This window comes from Psychrobacter sp. UBA6739, from assembly GCF_002453835.1.
Taxonomy (GTDB): domain Bacteria; phylum Pseudomonadota; class Gammaproteobacteria; order Pseudomonadales; family Moraxellaceae; genus Psychrobacter; species Psychrobacter immobilis_A.
This window is the reverse complement of record NZ_DKHR01000020.1, coordinates 14,896-37,443: the sequence shown is the minus strand read 5'-3', so window position 1 is coordinate 37,443 and position 22,548 is coordinate 14,896. Positions and strand designations below refer to the sequence as shown.

16 protein-coding genes are annotated in these 22,548 nt (G+C 43.0%); 8 read left to right on the top strand and 8 right to left on the bottom strand.

The genetic code is table 11. From position 1 onward, the window contains the following. The coding region (locus B2575_RS05325; RefSeq protein ID WP_296240467.1) for an SbcC/MukB-like Walker B domain-containing protein at window positions 1–520 on the top strand (520 nt) is incomplete at its 5' end. A gap of 164 nt (window positions 521–684) precedes the next feature. On the opposite strand, the gene B2575_RS05320 is transcribed toward B2575_RS05325, so the two are convergent. Beyond that, window positions 685–5,532, bottom strand: a complete 4,848-nt coding sequence (locus B2575_RS05320; RefSeq protein ID WP_296240466.1) for an NAD-glutamate dehydrogenase — start codon at window positions 5,530–5,532, stop codon at window positions 685–687. A gap of 457 nt (window positions 5,533–5,989) precedes the next feature. Here B2575_RS05320 and purD point away from each other — a divergent pair, with 457 nt between their 5' ends. Beyond that, a complete protein-coding gene (gene purD, locus B2575_RS05315; protein WP_296240477.1) occupies window positions 5,990–7,318 on the top strand; it encodes a phosphoribosylamine--glycine ligase in 1,329 nt (442 codons plus the stop codon). Between the two features lie 298 nt (window positions 7,319–7,616). After that, entirely contained in the window at window positions 7,617–9,011 is a 1,395-nt protein-coding gene (locus B2575_RS05310) for an ABC1 kinase family protein (RefSeq protein ID WP_296240465.1), read from the top strand. Between the two features lie 155 nt (window positions 9,012–9,166). On the opposite strand, the gene B2575_RS05305 is transcribed toward B2575_RS05310, so the two are convergent. Continuing rightward, window positions 9,167–9,844: an SAM-dependent methyltransferase gene (locus B2575_RS05305; protein WP_296240464.1), complete on the bottom strand. Its 678-nt coding sequence runs from the start codon at window positions 9,842–9,844 to the stop codon at window positions 9,167–9,169. A gap of 209 nt (window positions 9,845–10,053) precedes the next feature. Here B2575_RS05305 and B2575_RS05300 point away from each other — a divergent pair, with 209 nt between their 5' ends. Both B2575_RS05300 and B2575_RS05295 read left to right on the top strand, forming a co-directional pair. After that, on the top strand, window positions 10,054–10,245 hold the full coding sequence (locus tag B2575_RS05300) for a DNA gyrase inhibitor YacG (RefSeq protein WP_296240463.1): 192 nt from the start codon (window positions 10,054–10,056) through the stop codon (window positions 10,243–10,245). 47 nt (window positions 10,246–10,292) lie between these two features. Further along, window positions 10,293–11,474 carry an aspartate aminotransferase family protein gene (locus tag B2575_RS05295; protein WP_296240462.1) on the top strand — a complete coding sequence of 394 codons (1,182 nt, stop codon included), beginning with the start codon at window positions 10,293–10,295 and terminating at the stop codon, window positions 11,472–11,474. A 114-nt stretch (window positions 11,475–11,588) separates the two neighbouring features. Here B2575_RS05295 and B2575_RS05290 read toward each other — a convergent pair whose 3' ends face one another. From B2575_RS05290 to B2575_RS05265, 6 genes are all read right to left on the bottom strand, one after another. Continuing rightward, complete coding sequence (locus tag B2575_RS05290; RefSeq protein WP_045448120.1) at window positions 11,589–12,488, bottom strand: LysR family transcriptional regulator; 900 nt, start codon at window positions 12,486–12,488, stop codon at window positions 11,589–11,591. 234 nt (window positions 12,489–12,722) lie between these two features. After that, window positions 12,723–14,615: a DNA polymerase III subunit gamma/tau gene (gene dnaX / locus B2575_RS05285; protein ID WP_296240461.1), complete on the bottom strand. Its 1,893-nt coding sequence runs from the start codon at window positions 14,613–14,615 to the stop codon at window positions 12,723–12,725. A 69-nt stretch (window positions 14,616–14,684) separates the two neighbouring features. Beyond that, on the bottom strand, window positions 14,685–15,947 hold the full coding sequence (locus tag B2575_RS05280) for a hypothetical protein (RefSeq protein ID WP_296240459.1): 1,263 nt from the start codon (window positions 15,945–15,947) through the stop codon (window positions 14,685–14,687). A gap of 114 nt (window positions 15,948–16,061) precedes the next feature. Continuing rightward, on the bottom strand, window positions 16,062–17,600 hold the full coding sequence (lysS, locus tag B2575_RS05275; protein ID WP_296240458.1) for a lysine--tRNA ligase: 1,539 nt from the start codon (window positions 17,598–17,600) through the stop codon (window positions 16,062–16,064). 199 nt (window positions 17,601–17,799) lie between these two features. Beyond that, complete coding sequence (gene prfA / locus B2575_RS05270; RefSeq protein ID WP_055125440.1) at window positions 17,800–18,891, bottom strand: peptide chain release factor 1; 1,092 nt, start codon at window positions 18,889–18,891, stop codon at window positions 17,800–17,802. Window positions 18,892–19,144: 253 nt separating this feature from the next. Further along, window positions 19,145–20,290: a beta-ketoacyl-ACP synthase III gene (locus B2575_RS05265; RefSeq protein ID WP_045447442.1), complete on the bottom strand. Its 1,146-nt coding sequence runs from the start codon at window positions 20,288–20,290 to the stop codon at window positions 19,145–19,147. 298 nt (window positions 20,291–20,588) lie between these two features. On the opposite strand from B2575_RS05265, the gene pnuC reads away from it, so the two are divergent. From pnuC to B2575_RS05250, 3 genes are all read left to right on the top strand, one after another. Then, the gene (gene pnuC / locus B2575_RS05260) at window positions 20,589–21,350 is read left to right on the top strand and encodes a nicotinamide riboside transporter PnuC (protein WP_296240457.1); all 762 of its coding nucleotides are present in this window, start codon (window positions 20,589–20,591) and stop codon (window positions 21,348–21,350) included. After that, window positions 21,301–21,882, top strand: a complete 582-nt coding sequence (locus B2575_RS05255; protein ID WP_296240456.1) for an ATP-binding protein — start codon at window positions 21,301–21,303, stop codon at window positions 21,880–21,882. The genes pnuC and B2575_RS05255 overlap by 50 nt, the downstream gene beginning before the upstream one ends. 68 nt (window positions 21,883–21,950) lie before the next feature. Then, complete coding sequence (locus B2575_RS05250) at window positions 21,951–22,475, top strand: TIGR00645 family protein (RefSeq protein WP_045447433.1); 525 nt, start codon at window positions 21,951–21,953, stop codon at window positions 22,473–22,475. Window positions 22,476–22,548: the final 73 nt, after the last annotated feature.

The window sequence follows — 22,548 nt, the reverse complement described above, 5'->3', positions numbered from 1 at the left end:
GCTCATTGGTTCCGCTGATGGCAAAAAATATCGTACCTTTGCGCAAGGCTTAACGTTTGAAGTCATGATTAGCCATGCTAATACGCAATTGCAAAAAATGAGTGACCGCTATTTGCTCATTCATGATGACAGTAATCCGCTGGAGCTTAATGTGATTGATAACTATCAAGGCGGTGATATTCGCAGTACCAAAAACCTATCGGGCGGCGAAGGATTTATTATCAGCTTGGCACTCGCCCTTGGGCTATCACAGATGGCGAGTCACAACATTCGCGTGGATTCACTGTTTTTGGATGAAGGGTTTGGTACGCTTGATGAAGAGTCGCTTGATATTGCGCTCGATACTTTAACGAGCTTACAACAAGAAGGTAAGCTTATTGGTATTATCTCTCACGTACAGGCGTTAAAAGATCGCATCTTGACTCAAATCAAGGTTGAAAAAATCTCGGGTGGTTTCAGTCAAATCAGTGGTCAAGGCTGTCGCCGAGTGGTCAATATTACTAATGAAAAAGCCTCGTAAGTTAAAGCGGTCATCAAGAGTCGAGCTTGCATCACGCAGTTGATTACTTTTTACGCTTATTACGCTTAGACAGACAATAAAAAACCACCGTTATTAATTAACGGTGGTTTTTTTGAAAAGACCTTTATCTTGTTGTTTATTGAATGGCTACTTAGTTAGTTTAGTTACTTAGTGACTAAACCGCTTAGCTCACTCATCAATACTGACAACGTTGAAAGACCAATTTGACCATTTTCATCATTGCTATGCAGATTATCTAACTTGCTCATCTCTGTGGTGACAGACTCCAGATGATCTAAGTGGCGTGAACGCCATTCACCAAATGCTTGCTTGGCATCTGGTTTAGATAATATGGCATCCATCAGTAGACGTAGACTACGTGACAGCTCATTCATCAACGCATGGCGTGCGCGGCGATCCCAGTAGTCTTGCTGTGGTAAAGTGGCAATGTTGTCCATCATCCAATCTAACTGCAAGACGTGATAGGCATCAAAGTACAACGTTGCAATCTCATCAACAGGACGCTCATATTGCTCAGCGAGCAGTGCGGCATCAAGTGCATCAACATGATAAGGCAGCATCGCAAACAACGCAGCATCACTATTAGACAGATCATCCTGCATCAGGCTAGTGGTGTCTTCTTGCAAGTATTCTGCAAATTGTTGCTCAATAAAGCCGCCTGATTTGGTTAATTTCTCAACACTATCACTAAAGCGACTGATCATGTCAGCAACTTGCAATTCTTGACCAAAGGCATTGATAAACCAAACAACACCTTGCTCAAGCGCATCACGCAAACGCAGCTCAAGAGTTAGCAGTAATGTAGCATCGACTTGATTGTCCAGTGCTTCAAGGGTGTTCCAAGCTTTTGACACATTGAAGACATCACGGCTAATCGCATAACCACGTACGATGGTCGCCAGCGATTGATCTGTTTCCTCATAAAGACGGAACAGTGCTTCAATACCCAAACGATTGACCACACTATTGGTCAAATAGGTGCTGATAATCTCACGATGTAAGCGGTGTTCAGTCATCTCATCAAAGAACCGCGTCGCCAGCTCATCAGGGAAATACTTGCGCAGCTCATTGATAAAATACGCATCATCTGGCAAGTCTGATGATAATAAGTTGTCATACACCCACATTTTGCCATAAGCCATGACAACTGCCAGCTCAGGGTTGGTCAAGCCAGTATCTGCTTTTTGACGTTTGGCAATTTCTTCATCTGATGGCAGATATTCAATTGCCCGATCAAGACGCCCTTCGCCTTCTAACATCTGAATAAAACGCTGATGATCGCTTAAGTTAGCCGCCGCACGAATGTGGCTAAGCTCAATGGCTTGTGGTTGAAGGTAATTTTGACGCAATACCAGCTCTGCCACGCTATCAGTCATGCTTTCAAGCAACTCATTACGCTGCTTTAAGGTCATGTCGCCTTGCTCGACTACTTTACCAAGTAGAATTTTGATATTTACTTCATGATCTGAGCAGTTTACGCCGCCTGAGTTATCGATAGCGTCGGTATAAATGCGCCCGCCCGTTTGTGCATATTCGATACGTCCTTGCTGGGTAAAGCCTAAGTTACCACCTTCACCAACGATAGCCGTACGTAGCTCATTGCCGTTGACCCGTACTGCGTCATTGGCACGGTCGCCGACATCAGCATGACTCTCATTCACGCTTTTCACATAAGTACCGATACCGCCATTCCAAATAAGGTCAACAGGCGATTTTAACAACGCACTGATTAACTCATTGGGTGCCATGCTATCTTCAGTGATATCAAAACGCTGTTTCATCTCAGCACTGAGCGTGATGCTCTTATCTTGGCGGGAGAAAACGCCACCTCCTTGGCTAATAAGCGACTTTTCATAGTCATCCCATGTCGAACGCGGCATGTCAAATAAGCGGGCACGTTCTGCGTGTGAAGCAGCAGCATCTGGATTCGGATCAATAAAGATATGTAGATGGTTAAATGCGGCGACCAGCTGGGTATGGGTTGATAGCAGCATACCATTGCCGAATACGTCACCACTCATATCGCCAATACCAACCACGGTAAAGTTATCACGGTTTTGAATGTCCATACCGCGCATACGGAAGTGGCGTTTGACCGACTCCCAACCACCGCGTGCAGTGATACCCATGGCTTTGTGATCGTAACCAACTGAGCCGCCTGAAGCAAAGGCATCGTCGAGCCAGAAATCGTATTCAGCAGACAAGGCATTGGCAATATCAGAGAAGCTGGCCGTTCCTTTATCAGCCGCGACCACTAAGTACGGATCATCTTCATCATGACGCACGGTGTTGGCTGGCGGGACAATTTTGCCATCAACGATATTATCCGTCACATCAAGCATGCCGCGTAGGAATGCTTGATAACAAGCAATGCCTTCGGCTTGAAATACGTCGCGACCATCTGCCATGGTTTTGGTTTTGACGATAAAACCGCCTTTTGAACCAACAGGAACGATTACGGCGTTTTTGACCATCTGTGCTTTGACCAAACCAAGTACTTCGGTGCGGAAATCTTCCATACGATCCGACCAACGCAGACCACCACGAGCCACTTTACCACCGCGCAAATGCACGGCTTCAACACGCGGCGAATACACGAATATCTCAAACATCGGTTTTGGTTTTGGCAGGTTAGGAATATCCGCTGCCAAAAACTTAAACGATAAACGATCTTTACGCTGACCATCGCTATCGGTTTGATAGAAATTGGTGCGTACCATGGCGTTAATTAAATCTAAGTACCAACGTAAGATACGGTCTTCATCCAAGCTATCCACACCTGCCAATGCAGCCGTGATTTGCTGTTGAATCTGCGCGGTTTTTTCTGTGCGTTCATCTTCACTGTACTTAGGGTTCATACGGGCATCAAACAGACTACCGAGCGCCACGCTAATGTCGCTATTTTTTACTACCGTTTGCTGAATATACGTACTAGAGAATGGTGCTTTCGCTTGCATCATATAACGTGACAATGCTCGTAGTACCACCACATCATAAGTATCTAAGTTGGTCGTTAATACCAATTCGTTAAAGGAGTCACTCTCGACATGTCCCGCCCAAATCTGCTTGAGACTGTCTTCAAACTGACCACGCACCACTTGCATGTTGACAGTATCGACATGCTCCAGTGTTAGCTCATACTCTTGCATCCAAATGGGCTGCTCAGGCAGATCAAACTCATAGGTTTGTGCTGAAATGACAGACACACCAAAGTTTTCAAGGATTGGCAGGACTTTGGACAAAATGACAGGCTGTTCACGACCATACAGTTTTAGGTGTAATTGATTGCTTGCATCGCCGGTTGATTGGTATAAATGCCAAATCATCGGCTGTTCTGCTGTCAATACAGCCAAACGCTTGGTGTCTTCAACCGCAGTACGGGCATCAAAACGCTCTTGATAAGCGGCAGGGATATAATTCAAAAAGCGACGGTTTAAAGCATTGGCTTGTTGTTCACCGACATTATCCAGCAGCATTTTTTGATAGCTGTCGCTCCATGATTGCATTAAAGCAGATAGTTTTGCTTCAAGTGCAGCAGTATCGACGTCTTTCACTTGACCTGGCACTGTACGTACATGGACATGCACACGTGCGTGAGCTGATTCATTGAATTCTGTGGTAAACCCTGATGATGTGCCACCGTAGGCTTCTTTTAGGACGTTCTGTACTTTGATACGTAGCTCGGTGTTGAACTTGTCGCGCGGGATATAGACCAAACATGAGACAAAGCGCTGATAATGATCCACACGGCTGAATAGGCGCAGGCTCTTTTTATCTTGCAACTGGCTGATACCAGAAACGATAGGATATAGCTCTTCAACGCTGGCTTGAAAGAGGTCGTCACGCGGTAAGGTGTTAATCACATGCATCATTTTATGGTGCGCATGACCGTCACGAGGCAGTTCTGCCATCGCCATAATCTTATTGGCTTTGTCACGTAATAGCGGAATTTGCTGTACCGTTAGTTGATACGCTTGTGAGGTCAATAGACCAATAAATCGATATTCACCAACCAGCTTACCACTATCATCAAATTTATGAATACCCAAAAAGTCCATATATACGGGACGATGCACAGGCGATACACGGCTTGATTTGGACAACATCAATACGCGCGGTTCAGTCAATAGCTGCTTTAATACTTTTGGCAATTGGCTAAAACTTTCTGACAGTTTATCTTCTTCAGCACCGCGTAATAGACCAAGACCGCTATTACCAATGGCGAATAAATCTAAATCAGCAGGTTCAGCATTCACTTCGACAGCCTGACCGCCTTCCAAACGGTATTCACGATAACCCAAGAATATAAAATGATCGTCTAATATCCAATCTAAAAATGCTTGTATCTCTTGCTGCGAGTAAAAAACTTCTGGCAGTGGCTTGTTTGATAGCTCAGCTTTGATATCCGTCAACTGCGCACGCATCTGCTTCCAATCGCCAACGACTGTATCTAGCGTATCAATTTTTGCCAATAACATTTGCTGTAATGCAGCCAGATCTTCATCATCTTGATAGGCAATTTCACAATGAATCAAAGACAAATGAGAGGTCGCGCTTTCATGTGCGCCTTCGACATGAGTAATATGACCATTATCATCACGTGCAACACTGACAATGATGTTATAAGTACGATGAACATCGATACCTTCAGACTCAAGACTCATCAAAATCGTATCGACTAAAAACGGTCTGTCATAGGCAACAATTTGAATAACCGTATGTGAGCTATGAAAATGCTGCTCTTCTGCTTTGGGGTTCAGCACCTTCAGTTGTGGCTTGCTGCCATCATAGGCTTGGAGCAACGTAAAATGATGTAATGCCATGCCCGCTAGGTCAGCATTACTGATAGTCTCAGCTGCCTCTGCGTGCAATGGCTGATAATAGCTATGAATAAAATGATCAAATAACGATTTGTCTTTTTGTACATAACTGGTAGCAATATCGCTTATCTGGCTGATGCGCTCTTTTGCGATACTGAGGGAGTTTGGCATGTCCTTCATCCTTTTTTATAGATTTGATTTATCATTTATTTAAGTTTATTGATTCGTAATAACTAATGGCAGCGCATAAATATGTGAAACATTATTAGTGCTGCGGAGCAGTATATCCATTTACGCAATTTATTCTGTTTTTTCTTGATATTTTAAGTTTCTCTCCTTTTTTCACCCTTATTTTTAGGAATATGTCGCAATTGGGATTTAATGCCATTAATTTAGTGAAGTGTAACGTACATAGCGCGCCAGCTAAAGCGTACAACATCATTTCATGAATCAGCAACATGTCGATAACATTTGCTCATGAGACAGGTTTTTCCGTTTATTGATGATTAATTGCTGGCAAGTGGATACTCATGGCAATCGGTACGACTTTTTTGTTAGAATATGCCAGTATATTTGAGAGTGTGTGGCTAACTCATAATTAACTTTAATGCTAAGGGCAAGACGTATGATGAATATTTTGGTGATTGGTTCAGGTGGTCGCGAACACGCGCTAGCATGGCAATGTGCAAAAGACGATAAGGTCAATAATGTCTATGTCGCGCCTGGTAATGCTGGTACAGCGCTTGAACCTAAATGCCAAAACGTTGTCCTAGTATCGACAGACGAGAACGCTAGTGAGCATAGTGCAATCATCGATTTTTGCCAAAATAATGCCATTGATATGGTCATTGTTGGACCAGAAGCGCCTTTGGTCACTGGTATCGTTGATGCTTGCCGCGATGCTGGGATTCAAGCGTGGGGACCAACAGCATACTGTGCGCAGTTAGAAGGCTCCAAAACCTTTGCCAAAGAATTCATGGAACAAAACAATATCCCCACCGCAGCCTATAAAGGCTTCACCGAAGCGGTGGCAGCCAAAGCTTATATCGATGAACAAGGTGCACCCATCGTTATCAAAGCTGATGGCCTTGCCGCTGGTAAAGGTGTCATCGTTGCAGAAACTATCGAACAGGCATATGAGGCCATCGATGATATGCTTGCGGACAATAAGTTTGGTGATGCAGGCAGCCGCGTGGTGATTGAGCAGTTTTTGCAAGGTGAAGAAGCCAGCTTTATCTGCATGATTGATGGTAAAAATATCTTGCCAATGGCAACGAGCCAAGACCATAAACGGGCTTTTGAAGGCGATACAGGTCCGAACACAGGCGGTATGGGAGCATACTCTCCTGCGCCAGTGGTCACTCAAGATGTCCATGAAAAAGTCATGACCCAAGTCATTCAACCAGTGGTTGATGCAATGAATAATGCTGGTCACCCTTATACAGGATTTTTATATGCAGGCCTCATGATTGATGAAGCAGGTGACCCTTATGTGATCGAATTTAACTGCCGTTTTGGTGATCCAGAAACTCAGCCTATCCTGATGCGTTTACAATCATCAATGGTAGATTTGGTGGCACAAGGTCTAGCAGGACAGTTGCCTAGTGATGCTCAATGGGATAGTCGCCCTGCCCTCGGTATCGTCATTGCTTCAAAAGGCTATCCTGAAACATCATCAAAAGGTGATGTGATTGCTGGCTTGCCAGAACTAGATGATAATAATGACAACGCTGTCAAAGTCTTCCATGCTGGCACTGCTTTTTCTGACAGCGATGCCATAGACCGTGAAAAAGAAGTGGTGACGAATGGCGGACGTGTACTATGCGTGACTGCTCTTGCAGATAGTATTTCAGACGCTCAGCAAGCCGCACTTGCGGTAACAGGTGCGATTAGTTTCGATGGTGCACAGTATCGCCGTGATATTGGGCATCATGCCATTGCTCGTGAAAACAGTTAAAAATCAATATTACTCAGGCGAGGGCTGTTCGCAGTTTCAGTCTGATATACCAAATTACTTTTAGTTTTTATGATTTGACCTAGCATCATGCTAGGTCTTATTTTTTGATATTATTTTTTACGAAATTATAATCTGCAAATATATACTGCGGCTTACAAAGTAACTGCTATTGGCAAGCTTAGGCTCATCAACCAAATGTGCTTTATATGATACAATTTTGTACCCGTACATCGCATCTCCCTTGTATTGTAGGTTTTGAACCCACAAATCAATACCAACTGGATGAATGATTATATTTATGGCAAATGATACGTCTAAACCTTCTAGCACCAAGCAATCCATCGATAACTTAAAAACCTCAGGGTTTGATAGACGAATGTCGATTGCTAAAACTTCCTTAAATATTGGTCGCCGCTGGGCGGGTAATAGTGTGTCTGGCATTTTCTTAAATAAAGAAGCTCGCACAGCACGCAACCAAGTATTTATGGAAGCCCAAGCAAACTACCTCGCAGAAGAGCTAGGTAAGCTAAAAGGTTCAGTCGTCAAAATTGGTCAAATGCTAGCGATTTATGGTGAACATATTTTGCCACCAGAAATCACCCGTGCCTTGCAAACGCTCAATGACGATACCGCTACGCTATCATGGCCAACCATGCAACAAACGCTGCAGCAATTATTGGGTGAAAAACTACATGAATTAGATGTCGATACGGTTCCTATAGGTACTGCGTCGCTCGCTCAAGTTCATCGAGCCACCGTGATTGCAACTGGCGAGCAAGTTGTATTAAAAATTCAGTATCCGGGTGTTGCTGATGCGATCAACTCGGATCTTGCTTTATTTAAGCAACTATTAAGAGTGAGTAATATCGTTCCGCAGACCCGTTCGCTCGATGCTTGGTTCGAAGAAATACGTGACCTACTCCATCATGAAGTGGACTATGAAGCTGAAGCCGCGACGACAGAACGGTTTTATGACCGTCTGAGTAATGATCCGCGTTACATAGTGCCCAAGATTAATCGCACTTATTCCAAAAAACGCCTACTCTGTATGTCTTATGAGCCAGGTATTACCGTAGTTTCTGAGGCATTACAATTATTACCTCATGAGCGTCGTAACGCTATTGGTCAGGCAGCCATCGAAATCATGATGCAAGAGATTTTTGTGTGGGGTGAAATGCAGACAGACCCCAACTTTGGTAATTATTTGGTTCGTGTCAGTGAAAATGAAGGCGATATCGATAAATTAGTATTGTTAGATTTTGGTGCTATTCGTCAATTTGATAACAACCTTTTGACCATTGCGCATGGCTTACTAAAAGCGGGTTACCGCCATGACCATCAGGCGATGATGCTTGCGATGACGGGTTATGACTTCTTTGATAGTATGAGTGATAAAGTACGCTCTGATATGGCGTCACTATTTTTATTGGCAACCGAACCGTTTAGTGATCCGGCGACCAATCCTGATATTCCTAGCGATTGTTTAGATAAGGACGACCGTTATATTTGGGCGAATAGCAAACTTCACTCTCGCCTTTCAACACAAGCCACAAAAGCAATGCAGTCTTTTGAGTTTAACTTGCCACCAAAAGAATTTATGTTTATTAGTCGAAAATTTATTGGTGCTTATACCTTTTTGACGGTGCTTGACGCTTATACTGATTCGGATACTTTAGTAAAACCTTATTTATAGTCTTGATTGAAGCAAATTTTCTTTAATAGTAAATAATTTTTGAACCGCCTTTTTGTGGCGGTTTTGTTTTTTATCATTTTTCTTACTTAGGCTATTTCATATATTACAAATTAGCATTTATTATCGGCAAGATTGGTTTTGATTTATTACTTAGGCTATTTAACTTGATTCACAATATCCGCCTGCCACTCATCAAACCTAGTTTTATAACCTTCCGGCTTACGCATATTAAGCTCCCAGCATACCTCTCCACGGGCTAAATATTTTATTTCAAAATGCGTGCGCTGACTGTCATCAGCGACTTGATAGCGCTCATTAGGCAACGACCATATCTCCGTTGCTTGCTGCTCTGCATTATTGATATAGACTTCGATGTTGGTTACTAGTACCACCTCTCCACCTACTTGCAAGCGTGACAATAGAAACTCGAAGAAAGGCATGTTTAGCCATTGCTGGTTGGGATTATGCTGTTCAGGATTGGGGTACAGTATGAAGATTTGACTGACACTATTGGGTTTAATGGCATGCACAATCCATGCGATCGCATCAGCATGAATGGCAGTTAAATTCGGTGAATCTTGTAGCACTGCCAGTTTGGCAAAAGCGTCAAACTTATTGCGTGTACGTTCAATTGCAATCAGATGCTTATCGGTATTTTTTGCGGCGAAACCAAGCGCATGCTTACCCTTCCCTGCACCAATTTCTAATATTAAAGGGACAGTGCCTTTATTGTCGTGAATGATATTTGGCATAATAAAATCACGTGGTGCTGAAAGCTTTTCTGGTTGAAATGCTCGCTGTTGCTGATGTGTAAGCTCAATATTGTCGGTCATCTACTATCCTTAAAGTATTTGTCTTTTACCATTATTCAGGCGCATGCTATTATATAGCCAATCCACTTCAATAGTAATATGGCGACAGCGAGTAACGCGCTATCGTAGTCTATCAAGCGCATACGAGATAAAAATAGATGCAATTACCGACTGCCGCTCGCTAATGATGTTAATCATACAAATAAATTGAGGATACTCTCACCCTTATCATGACTGAATCTACCCCCAATACTTCTCCTAAAACCTATCCTTGCCCACGTTGTGGCACTAAAACAGCATGGCAATACAATAAGTACAAACCGTTTTGTAGCAGTCAATGCAAACTTATCGACTTAGGTGCATGGGCAAATGAAGACTATACCTTACCTGCAGAAACCACGCCTTTTTCTGACGAGCTATAATTAACACCTTCTCTTTTAACTAATTTATCATCTTAAGGATGTTTTATATGTCTGCTACTTATCTGATGCCCACTTATAACCGCCAGCCAATCAGCTTCACACGCGGTTCAGGCAGCTGGCTATATACCAAAGATGACACGCCTTATTTAGATGCGCTGACTGGTATTGCCGTATGCGGTCTAGGGCATTGCCACCCGCAAGTGACTGACGCCATTCAGCAGCAAGCAGCGACTTTAGTACATACCAGTAATTTATTCGGTATTGACTGGCAAGAGCGTGCGGGTGAAGTGCTATGTACAGCCGCCCAAATGGACAGTGTGTTTTTTGCCAATAGTGGTGCTGAAGCAAACGAGGCGGCGCTCAAATTGGCGCGTCTATATGCCTATCAGCAAGGTTTTAAACGCCCAAAAGTCATCGTTATGGAGCAGTCATTCCATGGTCGTACCTTATTATCATTGTCAGCCACCGCCAACCCAAAAGCCCGTGAAGGGTTTTACACATTAGATGATGACTTTATCCGTGTACCATTTGGCGATATTGCCGCGATTAAGCAAGCCGCGCAAGATCATGATGAAATTTGCGCCATCTTTGTAGAGCCTATTCAAGGCGAAGGGGGTTTAAATACTGCTGCCAACGGATTTACGTATCTTGAAGAATTACAAGCAGAGTGTGAAGCCCATAACTGGTTATTTATGCTAGATGAAGTGCAAACAGGTAATGGCCGTACGGGTAAATACTTCGCTTATCAACATAGTAATGCGCGTCCTGATGTATTGACGACAGCTAAGGGCTTGGGTAACGGTTTTCCAGTAGGCGCATGTATGGTACGTGGCCGCGCTAATGGTCTGTTTGGTGCTGGTAGTCATGGCTCTACTTATGGTGGTACGCCGCTAGCCAGTCGTGTGGTACATAGCGTATATGACGTATTGGCTAACAGTGATATCATGACCAATGCCGTGACCGAAGGGCTGTTTATTCGAGAGACGCTGGTCGATACACTAGGACAATATGGCGTCAGCAGTCGTGGTGCAGGTATGATGATTGGTATCGCTTTGCCTGAAGACATGGACTGTAGTCAGTTGGTTGAGCGTGCGCGTGATGAACAAAAGCTAATCATCAATGTCACTGGTGGGCATGTTGTGCGCTTGCTACCGCCGCTTAATATGAGCCGCGATGAGAGCACACAACTGGCTGAGCGTTTGATTGACTTGCTAAAACCATCATTTTAGATAATTGGTTACATTAAACGCTAACACTAAAAAAGCCTATAGATAATATGTCTATAGGCTTTTTGCTTTTGGAGGCTTTAAACTACTCTCTACGGTGCATTATTCAAACGTCATCTAATTGGCGTGAAAGTACTTTTTTAACACCTCTAAACAGCGAGTGATTTTGGCTGGCTGTTGATCACGGTTTAAGGTGACGGCATATAGTACAAAACTTGGTAATTGATAACCGGTCAACACTTCGACCAAATCACCATTTTCAAGCTCTTTTTTGATGTCCATTTCCATCATTCTAACCAAGCCATGACCTTCTTTTGCCAAGGTGGTCGCCATAAAGACATTATTGGTATAAATGCGTGAATTCATTTTCGTGCGCGTCTTCTTACCCGTTTCTGTCTGAATGAGATCAATTTGATTGGCATCTTTCATGATTTCAATACAAATCAGCTGATGGTCAGCCAAATCTTTAGGCGTCTGCAGTTTGGTATGTTGGCGTAGATACTGCGGTGAAGCAACCAACATTTGGCGCACATCGGTCAATGGATGACTGCTGAGGCTCGAGTCATTAATCGATGGACTCATACGAATCGCAATATCGATCCGCTCATCAATCATGTCAATATAGTGGTTGTCTGCCAGGTAGGTAATGCTAAGATCATCATGTGCCGCCATCCACGTAGAGAGTGCCGGCAAGATGTGATTAACACCAAGCTCTGGTGTTGTCGCCACTCGTAAACTTCCTGCCAACTCATCACGCAACTGATTGACCTTAATCCGGCCTTGTTCAGCAGCACTTACCACATCCTTTGCGGCTTCATAAAAGCTTTCGCCAGCTTCTGTTAAGCTCAGCTTACGAGTTGAGCGGTGTAATAGCACGACGCCCAGCTCATTTTCTAATGAGCGAATTTGCTGGCTGACTGCACTGGTTGTAATGCCAAGCTCACGTGCTGAGCCACTAAAAGAGCCATGTCCAACCACACTGGCGAACACAGCCATACCGCGTAAATTATCCAACATATTCTCACCTAAACTTCATTTCAGTTTTTAATATAACTTAACCATTATAACGAATCTTAATTTATCTTATCGTTATTAAATATTTCTCTCTTGTTTAAAAAAGCCCATTTAATCTGCAATAAAAACAAAAATATCAAGGCGATAGTACAACATCGCCTTGATATTTTATATGAAAGTTGTCTTTAATAACTATATAGACTTTTAAATAATTTTAACAACAGTTTTTCTGACTGTTTAATACAACTGAACCTTACCCATTTTTCCTTCACCGCGCTCATTCAAATACTGCATCACAGGCGTAGCAAGCAGTCTTGCTTCTGCAACCGTTTTGGCTTGCACCAAGCGCTTTTGTTGGCGACGCTCAGGCGTCTTATCCTCTGCTTGCATGACGCTGCCATCGATTTGTAAGTCAATTTCTGCTTGGGTGAACTGCTGTTGCAGTTTAGCCGCTAATTGCTGAAAAGTGGTTTGTAAATGCCGACTATCTACACTTGTTATAAATATTGCCTTGCCATCGCATAAGCCCGTCATCATGCCTTGACGCGCAAGTGCTAATTCGTCTTGAGCCAATATCTCCGCTTCACGAGCCGTTTGTAGCCAATAATCCCATTTTTCTGGTGTCCACTCACCTAGTAGTTCTTGCGGTAAGCAACGCAACAAAGTACGAGGATCATCAAGTTGCCTTGTTAACTGAGAATTATTTGCATCAGGCTCAACAACGGGTTCAGGCTCAACAACGGGTTCAGGCTCAACAACGGGTTCAGGCTCAACAACGGGTTCAGGGCTAGTAACTAATACATCATGATTTTGCTCATCATTTTGAGCCAAACTTGGCTCAAAATTGTTATAGGTTTTGACTTGTAAATCATCATTATCTCGTGCTTGATAATCAACGCCATAAGACTGTAATGGCGGTGCAGAAGCCGATTGGCTATTCGATGACTGTGTAGAAGGTGTAGATGCCCCATCTTCTATAGTTGGTACTTCAGGTGATAAAGAGCCAGCATAAGTATGATTTAATATCTCATCGACTGGCAACGGACGAAATGCCAGCAGACGTAAAATGCACATTTCCAGCGCTTGCATCGGTGTGCTCGCAAGCTTAACACCTTCACGTGCTTGCACGACAATCTCATAATACAGTTGCAGAACATCTGGACTCATATGCTGCGCAAGCGTGTTAATATCTTGCGCCTGTGCCTCATTTACATTTAATGCCACTTCAGGCAACAGCTGAGTCAACGCCAATTGATGCAATAATTCAGTAAGACCATCAAACATACTCGTCGCATCAACCATTTGCGCGCGCATTTGTTCTATATGAGCCGCGACAGCAGATTTGTCATGGTTATAGATGTCAGTAATTAAACTGACTAGATTAGCCGCATCAATTAAACCAAGCATGGCGTTTACAGTGACATCATCGAGCGCACCTTGACCAAAAGCAATGGCCTGATCGGTCAATGACAACGCATCACGTACCGAGCCTTTGGCGGCGCTAGCCAATTGCCAGAGTGCAGGCTGCGTATAACCCACCTGCTCTTGGGTAAGAACATTTGCCAAATGCTCGCTGAGTAACGTTTGCGGCAATGGACGCAACACAAACTGCAAACAGCGCGAAATAATGGTAATCGGCAATTTTTGCGGATCAGTCGTGGCAAGTAAGAACTTTACATGCTCAGGGGGCTCTTCCAAAGTTTTAAGAAGCGCATTAAAACTGTGTGTGGACAACATATGTACTTCATCAATCAGGTATACTTTATAACGCCCCTGACTTGGCGCATACGGCACATTATCCAGCAATTCACGTGTGTCTTCTACTTTGGTGCGGGATGCCGCATCAATCTCGATAAGATCGATAAATCGCCCTTGATCGATTGCCACGCAGTTATCACACACACCGCAAGGCGTACTAGTAATACCCGTATCGCAGTTCAAACATTTAGATAGGATACGCGCAATCGTGGTCTTACCCACACCACGTGTGCCGGTAAAGAGATAAGCATGATGCAGGCGATTATAATCAATCGCATTAATCAATGCTTGAGAAACATGCGTTTGCCCAATCAACTCGTGAAAGTTTTTGGGACGGTATTTGCGCGCTAAAACTTGATATTGCTGCGTCATAATAAATGCCAATGTGAATAATACAAATATAGATGGGGTGTCAAACCAGTAGGCTATATTAGGTTTAGATTATAACTGCGCTTGAAGTTGTGCTAAACGTTCATATAAGCGCTGAGTATTGGCGTCAATCACTGAGCCTTTTTGATAAAAGGCATCCAAATGCACCTCTGTATTGACGCTATCATCACAAGGTCTAAACTCTACGCCAATCAAAAACAAATCATCCATCACTGGATCCTGCATTTGAGCATTGAGCTCCAACAACAAGTCTTGTTGAGACGTGCGAACCTTATCAGCACTCAGCGAACTATTATCATCTTGCGCATAGAAAACCATCAGATAATGGCGTCCAAACACGTGATAAGAGTGCTCATGACAAACATAACCATTCCAGCGAGAGTCTTGATCCATCGTTTTGTAAGCTAAGATTTTTTCAACCAAACAAGCATAAGTGTACATTGACTCATCGACCAAAATATCGACTGGCTCTTTTGGTAGGGGTTGACCTGCCTCATAATAATGTTTGATCAAACTATTAAACAGCTTGTACCACATCCGAGTATTTTTCTGAATCTCAGCCATGAGTGCTTTGGCAAAGACTGCCTGATCTGGTTCTGTAGCTTTGAGCAAGCGTTGCTCAATCTGATCGATCAACTGATTATCAATCAATTGCTCTTGCACCCTAATCGCTCTTTGATGAAAGTCAGGCGACTGTAAAAACTGGGTAAGTAATGTCGACTCGTCTTGGAATGACTCAAACCCTGTCAGCTGGCTGCGATGAAAGTCTAAAAATGCGGACAAATCGCTTGGCGTAACCAATTGGCTGATGATATCGACAAAGTTTTGATGGCTAAATACCTGTAAAACACTCTGCTCATCATCCAGATCTAAAACACAGTCTTCAGCAAAAAACTGACTACCATATTCATAATCAACCGTATGCGAGGATGCTTGTGGTTTATCATCTTGATGTGTAACAGACAGTGACGTCAAACCAATGAAATAAACATCCTTACCAGCTGTCGAGGTATTACTTTCTGCCATCGACTTATCGTTTTTTAGATAAAGCTGAGCATGACGCTTGATTAGTTGGTTGACGACTTCTTTTCTCCACTCACGAACTTGAGCACTGTCTACTTTTTGCCTACTCGCTTGCATCACTACATCATTTACGATCAAATAAATGATAGCGCCAGAAAACTCAAAAACAAAATCATAACCTTGAAACTGCTCAGGATTGGTTGTTTTATCTGCTGATAACTCATACAAAGATAAGAAGCTTCGTTGAATCATCTGTTGCCAAAGTGAGGGTAACGCGTGCTGAGTATCCATGATGTCCCTATAAATGAGGCCTCATAAAGAATCTGGGACCATTCCATTGAAAGCAAAAGAGCTTTCTTATGTTCAGTTTAGTCCTAGCATGGATTTATGGCAAGTAAACCAGTTCTAGCTTTCTAACTTGCGGCGCATATGCGGGAACAAAATCACATCACGAATACTGGCAGAATCAGTAAACAACATCACTAAACGGTCAATACCGATACCTTCACCTGCGGTTGGTGGTAAGCCATAAGACAGCGCTTCGATGTACTCTTCATCAAAATGCATCGCTTCATCATCGCCAGCGTCTTTTTCAGCGACTTGTCCACGGAAGCGTTCTGCCTGATCAGCAGGATCATTAAGCTCGCTAAAGCCGTTTGCCAGTTCACGACCACCGATGAATAGCTCAAAACGATCGGTGATTTCAGGATTGTCATCACTACGGCGTGCCAGTGGTGAAGTTTCCGCTGGATATTCAGTGATGAACGTTGGCTGACGCAATTGGTGTTCAGCGGTTTCTTCAAAGATAATGGTCTGTAGTTTGCCCACACCAAACACCTCTTTCACTTGCTGTTTAAGCGTTGTCGAGGCGTACTCTGCCAGATATTCACGGTCATTGATACGTGCCATATCGAAATTTTCGGCATATTTTGCAATTGCATCAGACATAGATAAACGTATAAATGGCGCTTTTAGACTGATGGCTTCTTCTTGATAAGTAATCTCAGTCGTGCCCAAAATATCCATCGCCAATTCATTAAATAAGCGTTCGGTCAAATCCATCAAGTCATGATAATCAGCATACGCTTGATAAAACTCAATCATGGTAAATTCAGGATTATGGCGAGTTGATACACCTTCGTTACGGAAGCTGCGGTTAATCTCGAACACTCTTTCAAAACCACCAACGACTAAGCGCTTCAAGTAAAGCTCAGGTGCGATACGCAGATATAAAGGCATATCTAGAGCGTTATGATGCGTCACAAATGGACGCGCCACCGCACCACCTGGGATAGGATGCATCATCGGTGTCTCAACTTCCATGAAACGCTCATTTAACATAAACTTGCGAATGCCGCTAATGACTTGACTGCGAATCATAAAGGTATCACGAGTCGTCTCATTGGTCATCAAATCAAGATGACGATTACGATAGCGCGCTTCGACATCAGCTAAACCATGGAACTTGTTTGGCATTGGACGTAGCGCTTTAGTCAATAACTGAAACTCTTCGATATGCACATATAAATCGCCCTTGCCTGAGCGACCGATATAGCCTGATACGCCAACAATATCACCCAAATCTAATGATTTAATGGTCGCTAACGTCTCTGGATCCAACTCTTTGCGTGCAACATATAACTGAATGCGACCCGTCATGTCTTGAATAACAATAAAGGCACCACGGTTCAGCATGACGCGGCCTGCCACGTTGACCTGTGTTTTTTCGCCATTCGCCGCTTTTTCTTCAATTTCTTGTTTTGAGACGCCGTCAAAAGCAGTTTGCAAATCTTGCGCATAATCAGTACGTTTAAACGTATTTGGATACGGCTGCTTGCCTGAAGCACTGATATCGTCTAGCTTGGCTTGCAGTTGTGCAATCAGCTCGTTAGCATCTTCTACAACTTGGGTTTGGTCTTGGTTCTGATTATTGTGCTTTGACATAACACTCTCAATATTATTAGGTAATTAAATGGAATAAACGAAAACTACAAAATTAAATCTATACTTATTATCATGGTCGATAGCCGTAAAAAACAGCTATAAACAAACAGACACTGTCATCTAGACAGTGTCACGCTTTTATGGATTAATGATTCACGACCAACTATTGAGCCTCTAGTCATTAATATCCTGATGGTTACTAATCACCACCGCCGATACTGGCCATTAAATCAGCCTGATGCTCACGCAACAGTGCATCAAGAATCTCATCCAAGTCGCCTTCCATGATGGCATCAAGCTTGTATAACGTCAGGTTGATACGGTGATCAGTCATGCGACCTTGTGGGAAATTATAAGTGCGAATGCGTTCTGAGCGATCGCCACTACCCACCAAATCACGGCGTATGGTATCTGCTGCATCAACTTGAGCCTGTACTTTGACTTGCTGAATCTTTGAAATCAGCATTTTCATCGCTTGCGCGCGGTTTTTGTGCTGGCTACGCTCTTGTTGACACTCTACCACGGTACCCGTTGGAATGTGGGTCAAACGTACGGCTGAGTCAGTGGTGTTAACGTGCTGACCGCCAGCACCGCTTGAACGGAAAGTGTCAAAGCGGATATCGGCTGGATTTAGATCTACTGTATCATCAATCTCAACCTCAGGCATCACCGCCACGGTACAAGCTGACGTATGCACGCGACCTTGGCTTTCGGTTTCAGGCACACGCTGCACACGGTGTACGCCTGATTCAAACTTTAAGCGCCCATACACGCTGTTGCCTGATACGCGAGTGATAATTTCTTTATAACCACCATGCTCGCCTTCACTTGCCGACAATACTTCCACTGTCCAGCCTTGTGTCTGCGCGTATTTTTGGTACATACGGAACAAATCACCAGAGAAAATCGCGGCTTCATCACCACCTGTACCCGCTCGAATTTCCAGGAAAGCAGGCACTTTATCATTTGGATCTTTTGGTAGCATCATGACATTGAGCGCCTCTTCCATCTCTACGATGGTCTCGCGGGCGTTATCAATCTCTTCTTGCATCATCTCTTTCATGTCAGGATCTGAAGCATCAGCCAGCATAGCCTCTGCATCAGCCTGATCCGTTTCTGCACGCACATAGTTCTGCCATAAAGTAGTGATATCCATCAAGTCGCTGTGCTCGACAGACAATTCACGGAATTTATTATTATCGCTGATGATACTAGGATCTGATAATAAGGCGGTGACCTCTTCATAACGGTCTACCATCTGGTCTAAACGCAGGCGTAAGGATTCTTTCATAAAAGGACTTTTAATTGGATGAGAGGAATAAGACCGTGATTATAGCAAATTTTTCGGGGTAAATTAAAACCTCTAAGCATTCTTGTCGATATTCTAGGCATTCTTCCCGTTATATTCGCAAATAGCGCCTCATTCTTGAATAATATATTGCTTAAATAATGTGATTAAGTGCTCATAACAAAAATAACAGACAAAAAAATAGCTAAGGTTGCTCTTAGCTATTTTTTATTAGTAACAGATTTTACTTTAAAAATTAAACCTTACGCACCAACACTGAACCGATAGAGTAACCAGCACCAAATGAACAGATAACACCCAAATCACCTGATGCCAGCTCATCTTTATAGCGATGGAAAACAATCATCGGACTGGCTGAACTGGTGTTAGCAAATTCAGCAATGACACTTGGCACAATCGCTTTATCTGCTTCTTTACCGATGACCGTACGCAAAATCAAGTCCAACATATTGGCGTTGGCTTGGTGTAGCCACATCATTTTAACATCAGACGTTGCGATATCGTTTTCTTGCAAATGCTCAGTGATGACCTCTGAAACCTTTGGACAGACTTCACGGAACACTTTTCGACCATTTTGTAAGAATAGCTTGTCGGTGACTGGCTCTTTGATGTCTGGATACATCTCAGTCTGTGCCGCTAAGAACTCTGAGCGATCCATAAAGCCGTATTCGTTTTTGATATTGGTCGAAAACTGGGTAAATAGCTTAGAGTTAAGAATCTCATAACCTTTTGGCGTGTCTAGCTCTTCGATGATAGATGCTGTTGCGACATCGCCAAAGATAAAGTGGCTGTCACGGTTACGCCAGTTTAGATGAGCTGAGGTAATCTCAACGTTGACCACAGCGATGCGCTTAGCCAGACCAGAAACGATAGAGCCATGTGCTTGCGATAGACCAAAAGTCGCGGCACTACAAGCGACGTTCATATCATAAGCAAAACCACCAATCATACCGATTGCATTTTGAATTTCGATAGCGACCGCAGGATAAGTACGCTGAAAGTTTGAACAGGCAAGAATGATACCATCTAGGTCATTCGCCTCAAGACCCGCATCTGCTAGCGCGTCTTTCAAAGCCGCAGTACCCATTTCTGCCATGATAGACAGCTCTTCACCTAAATGACGATAAGGAATCACTGGTGCCATGATTTCAGGATCTAAAATACCATCCTTTTCCATCACATAACGTGATTTGATACCAGATACTTTTTCGATAAAGGCCGCTGAAGAAGGCTCTAGGGCAGTCAAAGTTCCTGCTGCTATCTCGTCAGCATGCTTTGCATTATAATTCTCAACATACTTATTAAATGAATCTACTAGCTCTTCATTACTGATGCTATAAGGCGGAATATACAGGCCAGTGCCTGTGATACAAGTCGTCATGATAAGCTTCCTTGTCTACTACTATAGGGCTTGGGATAAGCATAAAAGTGGAAAAATAACAGTCGTTTGATTTCAGTGAATAACTGTAAACTTAAAATCAGAGCCTTTATTATGCCTGAATATAATTATTTTTCTAATACTTTGTTACAAATAATCTGTTTGTTGCGAAAAATAAGTAAAGTCCTGACTTCATTTTGGAGCAGCTACGTTATAATTGGCGCATTTTGCTAGCGACACGTTCACAGTTCGAGCGCATAAAACTGCGAGACATAAAACCCGCTCATATTTGGGAATACTCATGGTAGAAATTTTTAACTGGTTATTTGGACAATACGCTGACTATCCCACTGTCTTTATTGCTCTGGAATTGATTGCTGTCATATTTGGGGTAGCAAGTGTCTTACTCGCCAGCAGAACCAATATTTTGGTATTTCCGATAGGTCTCGTCAGCACCGCTATATTTGTCTATCTATTGTGGAAATGGCAGTTATTTGGCGATATGTTTATCAATGCCTACTATACGGTAATGAGTCTATATGGCTGGATCAATTGGACACAGAGTAAGAAAAACACAGCAATCAAAAAACAGCAAGATTATATCAACCCTACTGGTCAGCAGCAAAATGAGTCGTTAGCAAGGACTAACGCCCAGAATGCTATTCAAGTAGAACATCTCGATAAAAAAGATGTGCCAATACTCGCCTTACTAGCCTCGGCGACTATTGCCTTTGTCGCGTTGGTGTATTATTTCAGACCAGTCATCAATAATAACTTTAGTTTTGATGGCGCGGTATTAGGTTTGCATTTATTTACGTGGATCGATTACACCGATATGTTGACTACCGCGCTGTTTTTGATGGCTATGTGGCTGATGGCGCGGCGCAAAATTGAGCATTGGATACTCTGGATAATCGCCGATGCTATTTCAGTCCCGCTATACTTTTATAAAGGTCTCACTTTTACTGCGCTACAATACGTAGTTTTCACTCTTATCGCAATTTGGGCTTACTATGAATGGCAACGACGTTACCGCGTACAATCTCACGCAGCATACGCCTAAATCGGTCATCAATGTCGCGATTCTAGGGGCAGAGAGCACTGGTAAGACCACGCTATGTCGCGACTTGGCAGCGCATTTTGGCTGCCCTTGGGTGCCAGAATACATGCGCACCTATCTACAAGCGAAATGGGATAAGGAACATCTCACTTGCACTTGGGAGGATTTACTCCCTATTGCACAAGGTCAAATTGAGTTAGAAAATAAGCTCGCCGCACAAGCCGCGCAAAATTCTGATAGCAGCTACTTGTTTTGTGATACCAGTCTGTTTGAATTAATGGTCTATGCCAACTGGTATTATGGTGATTGCCCTAAAGCGCTCACCAATGCGGCGTTAACGCATCATTATGACTTGATTTTATTAACCGAAGTTGATATCCCGTGGGTCGCCGATGACCTAAGAGACAGCCCCCATCAACGTGATGAAATCAGTGCTTATTTTGAAAGTCAGCTGACCCGTCACCAAAAGCCATTTCATCGCATAGGTGGTGATAGAGACGAGCGGGTACAACAAGTGCTCGAATGGCTGTCTTAAATTCATCCTATACCACGTTATCAGTAAATGACCTACAACCTTACCTTTAAGAGCATTAAGAGATGTCCATGCTAAAAAACATTGAACGATACCTAGAAAAAACCATCTTTAACAGCCGCTGGATATTAGCGCCTTTTTATTTAGGGCTGGTCTTAGGGATTATTTTATTATTTATAAAATTCATTCAAAAAACAGTCATGATGTTCAATACTGTATTTAGCGCTTCTGTATCAGATGTCATTGTTAATATATTAGTGTTGGTCGACCTCTCTTTAGTAGCCAGTTTATTATTAATTATCATATTTAGTGGCTATGAAATATTTGTCTCAAAAATTGATACTGGTGATCATGTTGATCGACCTAGTTGGATGGGAAAAGTAGATTTTTCTGGTCTAAAACTAAAAGTCATCGGTGCCATCGTCGCTATTTCTGCAATTGATCTATTAAAATCGTTTATGGATATTCCTAATGAATTGAGTGAGGGTGAAGCGGACAAACTCATGTGGAAAGTCATCATTCATATGACTTTTGTGTTGTCTGGCTTATTGTTTGCTATTATGGATAAAGTGGTTGGTGATACTAAAAAACACTGATGCCAGAAAACACTAGTATCAAAAAATACTGATATCAGAAAACACTAAGGCTTATTTTTCCACACACTCTCCA